This window comes from Chryseobacterium sp. VD8 (assembly GCF_037149975.1).
GTDB classification, from domain to species: domain Bacteria; phylum Bacteroidota; class Bacteroidia; order Flavobacteriales; family Weeksellaceae; genus Chryseobacterium; species Chryseobacterium indicum.
Map to the genome: position 1 here is coordinate 1 of NZ_JBBCQL010000180.1, position 9,454 is coordinate 9,454.

The window sequence follows — 9,454 nt, forward strand, 5'->3', positions numbered from 1 at the left end:
AAGGAATTATGGATCGGGACATTCATCGGAAATTACGATAAAGGCGGTCATAAAGTCAGCCTGGAAATCACCATTCACAAAAGCGATCAGACTGTTTATAAAAACAATACGGTCATTCCTTTATTCAACACTCTGAACATTATGGAAATGGCAGGACAGGATTATTCTACCATGTTTAATAATGATAAAGGACTGTTTGTAGAGTTTACTTTAAAAAAGGATCTGAAAAATGCCCAGTTGAAATATACAACTACCGGTCATGGAGGATGGGAAAACGGCGATGAATTTGTACCCAAAGCCAACTCGATCTTTTTAGACGGAAAAATGACCTTCTCTTTTACACCTTGGAGAACCGACTGCGGATCTTATCGTCTTTATAATCCGGCTTCAGGAAATTTTCCGGACGGACTTTCATCATCCGATCTTAGCAGATCAAATTGGTGTCCCGGAACGGTTACCAATCCCAATTTTATTCAGCTTGGAGATTTAAAAGCCGGAAAACATACCATTCAGGTAAAAATTCCGCAGGGTCAGACTGAAGGAACAAGCTTCAGTTCATGGAATGTTTCAGGAGTTCTGTTAGGGTCTCAATAAAACAAAACCTTCTCGCAAACTGAATTGCAAGAAGGTAAAAACACAAATGATGAAAAAAAATTATTTCGAGCCACAAAGTAAGGGCTAAAATTTGTAGAATAAATTATCATACATTAAGAAATATCTCATAATAATTTCGTATGTAATGAATAAATCGGGTATGTGAGTTAAAAAAATCAACTAAAATCTTATTTTACATTTAAAATAATTAAATTTTTACTTAATTTCAAACTAATTAATTAAAATTATTAACTTATTTAAAATTTTTGTTGTTATTTTTAAACCACTATTCTACTTTTGTTTCAAATTAAATAACAAAAAATGTGTGGAATTGTATGTTTGTTTGATGCCAAACAAAAAACTGAAATGTTAAGACCTCAGGTTCTTGAAATGTCTAAAAAAATTCGTCACCGTGGTCCGGACTGGAGCGGAGTGTTCCAGAATGATAAAGTGGTTTTCTCTCATGAAAGACTTGCCATCGTGGATCCTACTTCCGGAAAACAGCCTTTATTTACAAAAGACGGAAAAATAGTTCTTGCCGTGAACGGTGAAATATACAATCACAGAGAACTGAAAGAAGAATTTCCTGATTATGAATTTCAGACACAGTCAGACTGTGAGGTTATTTTAGCTTTATATCAAAAATACGGAAAAGATTTTGTTGAAAAATTAAACGGAATTTTTGCCTTTTCTTTATATGACACAGAAAATGATGTGTATCTGATTGCCCGCGATCACATGGGAATCTGTCCTTTGTATCACGGTTGGGATAAAAACGGAAACTATTACGTTGCTTCAGAACTAAAAGCGCTGGAAGGAGTCTGCAAAACCATTGAGACTTTTTTACCGGGACATCTGGTGTACAGCAAAGACGGAAGCGAACTTCAGCAATGGTATAAAAGAGACTGGGAAAGTTTTGATGCTGTAAAAGATAACGAAACGGATATTGAGAAATTAAGAAAAGGACTGGAAGATGCGGTTCACAGGCAATTGATGAGCGACGTTCCTTACGGAGTTTTGCTTTCAGGCGGATTAGATTCTTCCGTAATTTCTGCGATTACGGCAAAATTTGCAAGACAGAGAGTGGAAAGCGGAGATACTCAGGAAGCTTGGTATCCGAGATTGCACAGTTTTGCAGTCGGTTTGGTAGGATCGCCGGATTTGGCAGCAGCTCAGAAAGCAGCAGAACACATCGGTTCGGTTCACCATGAAGTTAATTTTACCGTTCAGGAAGGTCTGGATGCGGTTCGTGATGTTATTTATCATCTGGAAACGTATGATGTAACGACCGTGAGAGCTTCTACGCCGATGTATCTTTTGGCAAGAGTGATTAAATCGATGGGGATTAAAATGGTGCTTTCTGGAGAAGGTTCTGATGAATTGTTCGGTGGTTATTTATACTTCCATAAAGCTCCGAATGCGAAAGAATTCCACGATGAAACGGTAAGAAAGTTAGGAAAACTTCACCTGTACGATTGTTTAAGAGCCAACAAAGCATTGATGAGTTGGGGAATTGAAGGACGTGTTCCTTTCCTTGATAAAGAATTTATGGATATCGCCATGACTGTGAATCCAAAAGATAAAATGGTAAATGCTGCCGAAGGAAAAATTGAAAAGTGGGTTCTGAGAAAAGCTTTCGAAGATATTCTTCCGGAATCTATTGTATGGAGACAGAAAGAGCAGTTTTCAGATGGAGTCGGTTATTCATGGATCGATACTTTAAAAGCCGTTGCTGAAAAAGAAGTAACAGACGAAATGATGGCAAATGCGAAGTTTAGATTCCCTTTGAATACGCCTCAAAACAAGGAAGAATACCGTTACAGAACAATTTTTGAAGAACATTTCCCAAGTGAAACTGCGGCTGCAACAGTTCCTTCGGTTCCTTCCGTTGCTTGTTCTACGCCGATTGCACTGGAATGGGATGAAGCATTCAAAAATATGAACGATCCGAGCGGAAGAGCAGTAAAAGTGCATGAAACTTCTTACGGTGAATAGATTTAGAAGTATGAGAGTATGAGTGTTTTTTGAGTTTGTGAGATGTTTTTTCATTCTTCATTTTTTGTTTAACAAATAGAAGATGAGCATTCTGAAACGAAATACTAAACCCTAAAAATCTAAACTTTACATAAAAATTTATCAATCCTGTAGCAATACAGGATTTTCTTTTGCATTTACATCAATAATATTGTCAGAATTTAACCGTTAATCAAATATATTATCTAATAAATAATTATATTTGGAAAACGAAAATATCAATTATAAAAAAATGAGAAGAAACATTACTATCTTATTTGCTTTATTATCCATGACTTTTGCTTTCGGACAGGGAAAATATGGTAAATATCTTAGCTCCAAAAAACTGGCAATGGTGTATAAAAGTGTGAAAGATGGCGATAAAGACGACTTCTACCAACAATATTACTGGCTGGTAAAAGCGGAGCAGCTGAAAACGTATCCTCACCTTAAAGATATAAAACCAAAAGTTTTATATGAATTTGTAAAAAAAGTAAATCTTCAGAATCCGACTAAAAAACTGGATGCAAGAGGTAAAGAACTTAGAGAAACAGCAGAATTATCATTGAACCAGTATTTCAAAAACAAAAATCTGGATAACAATTCTGTTTTAATGTACAATCTGGAAACGTATGTAGACCCGTCAAAAGGACAGTATTATACAAAAGTTGATGCAGAAAAGATCAAAGAACTGGTTCCTAAAGAACTTTATGCCTTTAACTCCAACAACAGAAATACAGGAGAAGATAAAACGTATTATCTTTGGATCAATAAAGAAAAAGAAGATTTCAATATTGTAGATATCATTCCTGAAGAGAAAGAAAATAAAGCGTTTTATGCGAGAGTGAAGCAGTATCTTCCGAGCTATAAATTTTCAAAATATGTTCCTTCTGTGAAAAAAGGGACAAAAACGGACAGAACAGATGCAGATTTCTATTACATTATGCCGTTTGAGCAAAACACAGATAACATCGAATACAAAACAAAAGATTTCAAAACTTTCGAATTAAGCCAGTACAGAAAAGCCGGCGAAGAATGGAAAGGGGTTGAAAAACCAAGAAAATAAATTAAAAAGTCCTGTGAATTTCGCAGGACTTTTTTGTTGGCGTATTTTTTTAACGCGAATGGCACAAATTTTTGCACGAATATTCACAATTGATCGTAAAATTTAATAAAATAGAATATTATAAATGTCGTTATTGATAACATCATCAAAAAAACTTAAAATAGATAACAGTTCAGGAGTATCAGGAAAATATTGCGGCAAATAGATTTCTCCTTCGTGGAAATGACAGCTTAATCCATCGATTAATATCTTCTCTTTATTAAAAGGAATAAAAATTGCTCTGAAAATTACATTCTCATTTTTTTGAACCAAACAAATCTGGAAGCTTTTCCAGTAAAAATACATGTCAGAAACACTTTCGCCGCCCCAAAATTCAATTAAAAAAATTCTGCCGCTGATTCTTGCAACGGCAATCTTCATGCAGATGCTGGATTCCACTATTTTGAATACATCTTTGCCTTCCATCGCAAAAGACCTTCAGGAATCTCCGCTGAATATGCAAAACGCCATCATCAGTTATGTTCTTACTTTAGCCGTTTTTATGCCGGCAAGCGGATTTTTGGCAGACCGTTTCGGAACCAAAAAAGTGTTTATATTTTCTCTGATTCTTTTCAGTTTGGGATCTCTGTTTTGTGCCATGTCTCAAAATCTTACGCATCTGGTTATTTCGCGAGTTATTCAGGGAGTCGGAGGAAGTTTGATGACACCTGTCGGAAAATTGGCTCTAATTAAAACGTTCGATAAAAGCGAATTATTAAAAGCCATGAACTTTGCCATTATTCCTGCACTGATCGGTCCCGTTCTTGGTCCTTTGGTGGGAGGTTATATGGTAGATTATCTTTCGTGGCACTGGATTTTTTTAATTAACATCCCGATCGGAATTCTGGGAATTGTTTTAGGTATAAAGTTCATGCCCAATTATACATCCAAAGATGTAGATTTTGATCTGAAAGGATTTTTGATTTTTGCAGCAGCCTCTCTCCTGCTTTCCATTGCTTTGGAACTTTTCGGAGATATGCAGAATACAACACCGGTTCTGGTCATTTTCATTCTGGGATTTCTTTGTCTCTACTACTATTACAAACACGCCAAACGTGATGAAAGTCCTATTTTTCCTTTAAATTTATTTCAGGTAAGAACTTTCAGAGTGGGAATTGTCGGAAATCTTGCCACCAGATTAGGAATCAGCTCTGTTCCGTTGCTTTTACCGCTAATGATTCAGATTGCGTATAAACAATCGGCGGTAACTTCCGGATGGATCATCGCTCCGATGGCTTTAACTGCGATGTTCGGGAAATCGTATGTGATAAAAATTTTAGACCGTTTTGGTTACCGGCAAACTTTAATGACGAATACTTTTATTATCGGAACGCTGATCTGTCTTTTGGCAATTCCCGATATCAATACCTCGTTGTATTGGTTTATTCCTATTATTTCTATTTTAGGATTCTTTAATTCCATCCAGTTTACTTCCATGAATACAATTTCTATTGCAGATCTTCGAAATTTTCAGACCAGCAGCGGAAATTCACTTATATCCGTTAATCAACAGCTTGCCATCGGATTCGGAATTGCTTTCGGATTAATTGTGCTTAAAATTTTCGAAAATACAAACCTTATTCACGGAGAAACTCATAATGCTTTCCGCTATACTTTTCTTACTGTCGGTCTTCTAACGATTATTTCCGGATTTATTTTCCGCAGACTCCATATTTCGGATGGTAAGAATATGAAATCTAAGGAGGATTGATAAAATAAATCTGTCGATTTTCTAATTTAGGTAAAGAAAATCAATTGTTCATTGATTTCAGGAGCTTTTTCCAGCTTTCGCTACTCGCTTTTTTTGGATTCGGCGGCTGCTTCGCAGCCGCCGAATCCAAAAAAGAACTCAGATATACCGCTCAATCCAGACTATAAAATTGTGGAGAACACCTGTTCAATATAAAATTACAGCTTTATTTCTGGAACCACCCCGTCAAAAATTTCTCCGAAATTTTCGCCACCCCTCCAAAGGAGGGGAATTTTTACATCCCAAATAAAAATCAGAAAACACCCGCTCAGCGCAATCATCAATCCCCCTTATTAACACAGATCAATGTACAGGATTTTTGTTTAAAATACCTTTGCTTCATAATACAACTAATATTATGGCAACTAAAAAAATAGAAAAAATAGTATCTCCGAAACCTGCGCATTTTGTGGGCGACGGTTTTAGGGTTCATAATTTTATTCCGGGCGTTCAGGGAATGGATATGAAAAGAATGGATCCGTTCATTATGCTCGATTACAATTCAAAATTTCACTTTAACGGAACAGATCAGCCTCGCGGAGTGGGTGTTCATCCGCACAGAGGTTTCGAGACTGTAACAATAGCCTATAAAGGAAAAGTGCAGCATCATGACAGCGCAGGCGGAGGCGGAATTATCGGTGAAGGCGATGTACAGTGGATGACTGCTGCAAAAGGCGTTCTTCACAAAGAATATCACGAAAAAGAATGGGCAAAAGAAGGCGGAATTTTCCAGATGGTTCAGCTTTGGGTAAACCTTCCGTCGGTTTATAAAATGAGCTGTCCGAAATATCAGGCAATCAAAAATTCGGATATGACGAAAGTGGATCTTGGAGAAAACGGACATATTGAAGTGATTGCCGGAGAATTTCAAAATCAGAAAGGTCCCGCTTTTACCTTCAGTCCGGTTCACATGATGAATGCAAAACTGAAAAATGGTGGAAAAGCAGCATTCAGCTTTCCCGAAAATTTCAATACTGCTGCATTGGTGATTGAAGGAAGTATCATCGTTAATAATGAAGAAAAAGCACCACTCAATCATCTCGTTCTGTTTCAAAATGAAGGGGAAGATTTTACTGTAGAAGCAACAGAAGACTCAGTCGTTTTAGTCATCAGCGGAATGCCTTTAAATGAGCCTATCTTTCCTCACGGTCCTTTTGTAATGAATTCCAGAGAAGAAATTATACAGGCTTTTGAAGATTTCAATTTAGGGAGATTCGGTTACCTTGCAGATTAATTTTAGGCAGTGACTTACAAAATTACACTAAATGTTAAAATTGGTATTTAATTTTGTTAAATATTGCGTTTTATCACTTGAAATATTGCATATATCATAATTTTTTCGTAAATTTATATTTCTTATTACAAATATCAAATGCTCAAATTTAATAGTATTTTAGACCTTATCAGGGCTTTTCCTGATGAACAGTCTTGTATTGATTATCTTACACAACTTCGTTGGAAAAATGGAGTTTTGAGCCCTTTTGATCTTACGTCAAAAGTTTACGTATGTAAGAATAACAAATACAAATGTAAAAATACAGGAAAGTACTTTAATGCAAGAACAAATACTATTTTTGAAGGCTCTAAAATATCATTACAGAATTGGTTTATTGCTATATATCTTTATACTTCTCATAAGCGAGGTATTAGTAGCTACCAATTAGCCAAAGATTTAGATGTAACTCAAAAAACTGCATGGTTTATGTTGCAAAGATTAAGATACGCAACGGAGCATGAATCGTTTGTTAAAGAGTTTGAAGGCATTGTACAATGTGATGAAACTTTTGTAGGCGGTAAGAATAAAAATCGCCATGCAGATAAAAAAGTAAAGAATTCACAAGGACGTTCTTTTAAAGATAAAGTTCCTGTATTCGGAGCAGTAGAAGAATCAACAGGATGGGTAAAAGCAATAGTAGTTTCAGATACAAAAGCAAAGACAATTCAACCATTATTACATGAGCATATTAAAAAAGATTCTCATGTAATGACAGATGAATGGACGGCTTACAAAAATATAGGAGACTATTTCCACACTCATACTTATGTTGACCACGGAAAAAAACAATACACTGATGAAGGAACAACAACCAATGCTATTGAATGTTTTTGGTCGCATTTAAAACGTTCTATTATCGGTGTGTATTACAAAACAAGTAAAAAGCACTTACAGTTATATCTTGATGAAATGACCTTTAGATATAATACTAAAGAGCTACGGACAGACAAAAGATTTGAAATGTACTTAGAAAAAACTCAACAAAAAAGATTAACTTGGCAATCGTTAACAGCGAAGACATGAAAGAAAGAGTATTTCAAGAATACAAGAAGCAATACAACAAGAAATTTAAAGATAACAGTCTTATAAAAGAATTCTTTAAAACGTATGTACTTGACACTATAAAAGATAGTGACTTGCTACAAGAGTTAAACAAGAATGGGCGGGATTTAGACAAAATCGAACTTTTAGATTATCTTGAAAACGAATCTATTTTATTGCGTACAATAAGAGTATGTGTTTTACTTGAACTTTCAAAAGATTACACGGCTTTTAAAAAACTCAATAAAAAGATTAAGACAGACAAAGAATCAATAGTAGATGTAGAATTTGAAAAACTACTCACTCAATTGATAAAAATACAACCAAAAAGCCCCAATTAAGGGGTTTTGTTATTTAACAATTTAATTCATGTAATGAACAATAAACAAAAAAAAGTAGAATCATTAGTCAATGAACTACTTAAAGAGTTTCAAGGAGAGCCTTATTGGAAATTTGAACATCTTATTAATTTCCTAAAAAAAGTTAGTATGGAAAACTCTATAATAAATACTGATTTAGGAAATATTTGGGAAAGCTATTCTTCTGAAGACTCTATTTTCTTTTCCAATTCAGATAAGGAATCTTGATTTAAACGAATTAATCTTGCCAATTCTGTCATTGCAGGAGGAGTAGTCATAAGAGATCTGAAAATTTTTATAATTTGATCATTAACAGCAGTTTGGGTTTTGATAACATTTAATAAGCTCTGTTTTTCTTCTTGATTCATAGATTAAAGTTTTTCTAAAAATACAAATTATATCTTATCTATCAATAAAGTAAGTATAATTATCTCCGTATGGTTCTGAACCGTTGAAAAACTCAATAAATTTCAAGTCTTCATGGATAAATACAGCGCCATAATTTGAAGAAAATTCATAACCCAGTTTTTGATTATTATATTTCTTATTTTTCAGTTCTCTGTATGAAATTGAACCATCAGCTTTTTTAAACTGAATATAATTTTCATTTACAACGACAAAAGAATCGTTTTGAATTGGATATGTTTTTCCTTGATTACCAATATATTCATAGATACTCCATACTTTTAATGTCTTTCCATAATAATTAGATAGACTTTTAGCATTAGAATATGTTGTTGTAGATGAATTGTTGGAAACATTTTTTGAATTTGTAGGTTCGTAATACTCCCATTCTCCTGTTTGGTTATTATATATTTCAACACTTATAAGTTCGCCAGATGAATCCAAACGTTGATTTCTGACTTTGATTGAATTATTATTTCGCTTATTAGATCTTTGTTGATTATAAACATCAATTCCAAGATCTAATTTTGCAGGATCTCTGTATTGTGTAGGTTGTCGAGTTTGTGGAGATTGAGAATTGTTAGTAGAATAATATTCATATTGTTTTAATACATTATTATATTTTTCATAACCAATCATATTTCCACTTGAATCAAAGTATTCATATCTTTTGTAGACTGAATTGAACTTTTTACTTACACTTTGAGAAAAACAAAAAACTCCGAGTAATATAAAAACGGAAAAGAAAACTTTTTTCATAAAATGATTTTTAGTTCACTTAGTCCCAACAGTGATGGTTAAATAAGAAAGCGTGGGACTTTGCCCATCTATTCTTACAGAGGCTCTGGTAAGCCATTAGGAAATAAATAGGAAAGCCCACGCCGTATAGCATGAGCATTTCGCTTATTTAT

The 9,454-nt window shown here is 34.4% G+C and carries 9 protein-coding genes; 7 read left to right on the top strand and 2 right to left on the bottom strand.

The window, feature by feature from the left end; translation table 11 throughout:
• The 7 genes from WFK35_RS16825 to WFK35_RS16855 all read left to right on the top strand — a co-directional run.
• Positions 1-594 (top strand): peptide-N-glycosidase F-related protein (locus tag WFK35_RS16825; RefSeq protein WP_336733556.1); only part of this gene is annotated, 594 nt, incomplete at its 5' end.
• Between the two features lie 321 nt (positions 595-915).
• On the top strand, positions 916-2,589 hold the full coding sequence (asnB, locus tag WFK35_RS16830; RefSeq protein WP_336733557.1) for an asparagine synthase B: 1,674 nt from the start codon (positions 916-918) through the stop codon (positions 2,587-2,589).
• Positions 2,590-2,860: 271 nt separating this feature from the next.
• Positions 2,861-3,673 (top strand): hypothetical protein, encoded by an 813-nt coding sequence (locus WFK35_RS16835; protein WP_336733558.1) that lies wholly within the window; start codon positions 2,861-2,863, stop codon positions 3,671-3,673.
• A gap of 343 nt (positions 3,674-4,016) precedes the next feature.
• Positions 4,017-5,423 (top strand): DHA2 family efflux MFS transporter permease subunit, encoded by a 1,407-nt coding sequence (locus WFK35_RS16840; RefSeq protein WP_336733559.1) that lies wholly within the window; start codon positions 4,017-4,019, stop codon positions 5,421-5,423.
• 397 nt (positions 5,424-5,820) lie between these two features.
• Complete coding sequence (locus tag WFK35_RS16845; protein WP_336733560.1) at positions 5,821-6,696, top strand: pirin family protein; 876 nt, start codon at positions 5,821-5,823, stop codon at positions 6,694-6,696.
• 138 nt (positions 6,697-6,834) lie between these two features.
• Entirely contained in the window at positions 6,835-7,761 is a 927-nt protein-coding gene (locus WFK35_RS16850; protein ID WP_336733561.1) for an IS1595 family transposase, read from the top strand.
• Complete coding sequence (locus WFK35_RS16855) at positions 7,758-8,120, top strand: hypothetical protein (RefSeq protein ID WP_336733562.1); 363 nt, start codon at positions 7,758-7,760, stop codon at positions 8,118-8,120. Before WFK35_RS16850 ends, WFK35_RS16855 begins: the two co-directional genes overlap by 4 nt.
• A 194-nt stretch (positions 8,121-8,314) precedes the next feature.
• Here the strand turns inward: WFK35_RS16855 and WFK35_RS16860 are convergent, their stop codons facing one another.
• Together WFK35_RS16860 and WFK35_RS16865 are read right to left on the bottom strand one after the other, a co-directional pair.
• Positions 8,315-8,506, bottom strand: coding sequence for a hypothetical protein (locus WFK35_RS16860; RefSeq protein WP_336733563.1), 192 nt, complete (start codon positions 8,504-8,506; stop codon positions 8,315-8,317).
• A 34-nt stretch (positions 8,507-8,540) separates the two neighbouring features.
• Positions 8,541-9,302: a hypothetical protein gene (locus WFK35_RS16865; protein WP_336733564.1), complete on the bottom strand. Its 762-nt coding sequence runs from the start codon at positions 9,300-9,302 to the stop codon at positions 8,541-8,543.
• Positions 9,303-9,454 lie beyond the last annotated feature (152 nt).

What these genes read in the sequence shown, in the direction of transcription:
- asnB (WP_336733557.1), top strand. Translation starts at nt 916, where the DNA reads ATGTGTGGAATTGTATGTTTGTTTGATGCCAAACAAAAAACTGAAATG.
- WFK35_RS16835 (WP_336733558.1), top strand. Translation starts at nt 2,861, where the DNA reads ATGAGAAGAAACATTACTATCTTATTTGCTTTATTATCCATGACTTTT.
- WFK35_RS16840 (WP_336733559.1), top strand. Translation starts at nt 4,017, where the DNA reads ATGTCAGAAACACTTTCGCCGCCCCAAAATTCAATTAAAAAAATTCTG.
- WFK35_RS16845 (WP_336733560.1), top strand. Translation starts at nt 5,821, where the DNA reads ATGGCAACTAAAAAAATAGAAAAAATAGTATCTCCGAAACCTGCGCAT.
- WFK35_RS16850 (WP_336733561.1), top strand. Translation starts at nt 6,835, where the DNA reads ATGCTCAAATTTAATAGTATTTTAGACCTTATCAGGGCTTTTCCTGAT.
- WFK35_RS16855 (WP_336733562.1), top strand. Translation starts at nt 7,758, where the DNA reads ATGAAAGAAAGAGTATTTCAAGAATACAAGAAGCAATACAACAAGAAA.
- WFK35_RS16860 (WP_336733563.1), bottom strand. Translation starts at nt 8,506, where the DNA reads ATGAATCAAGAAGAAAAACAGAGCTTATTAAATGTTATCAAAACCCAA.
- WFK35_RS16865 (WP_336733564.1), bottom strand. Translation starts at nt 9,302, where the DNA reads ATGAAAAAAGTTTTCTTTTCCGTTTTTATATTACTCGGAGTTTTTTGT.